Source organism: Allobosea sp. GW822-FHT03F07 (genome assembly GCF_058801345.1).
In genome coordinates this window covers 1-515 of record NZ_JBXAND010000037.1, presented here as the reverse complement: position 1 = coordinate 515, position 515 = coordinate 1, and the positions used below count along the sequence as shown (strand labels likewise).

1 protein-coding gene is annotated in these 515 nt (G+C 66.6%); it reads right to left on the bottom strand.

Annotated features, from left to right (window positions below; genetic code table 11):
- A partial coding sequence (locus AC1RMY_RS26545; RefSeq protein ID WP_492869748.1) for a UDP binding domain-containing protein occupies positions 1-515 on the bottom strand: 515 nt, incomplete at both ends.

Genomic DNA, 515 nt, shown 5'->3' with positions numbered 1-515 from the left:
TTGGCATTGCGGACGATGAGGCCGTAATCGACGTCGTCATGGTCTGTCGCGATCAGCACGGCGTCGAATCCGGCGAGGCTTTGCGCCGTCAGCTTCGTGCTGGCGCGGGCGGCGAGCGCGCCGTGCTTGCGGCTCTTGCGGATGGCGGGGATATGCGGGTCGTGATAGGCGGCCTCGGCGCCGCGGGCCTCGATCAGCTCGATCAGCTTGAGGGCAGGGCTCTCGCGCATGTCCTCGACATTCTTCTTGTAGGCGAGGCCGACGACGAGGATGCGGGCGCCGCTGAAGCCGCGGCCGAGCTTGCTGTCGACGAGTTCGGCCAGCCTGTCGACGACGCGATAGGGCATCTCGGTGTTGATCTGGCCGGCGAGCTCGATGAAGCGCGTGGCGATGTCGAATTCGCGCGCCTTCCAGGTCAGGTAGAACGGGTCGATCGGGATGCAGTGCCCGCCCAGCCCCGGGCCGGGATAGAAGGGCATGTAGCCGAAGGGCTTGGTCTTGGCGGCGTCGATCAC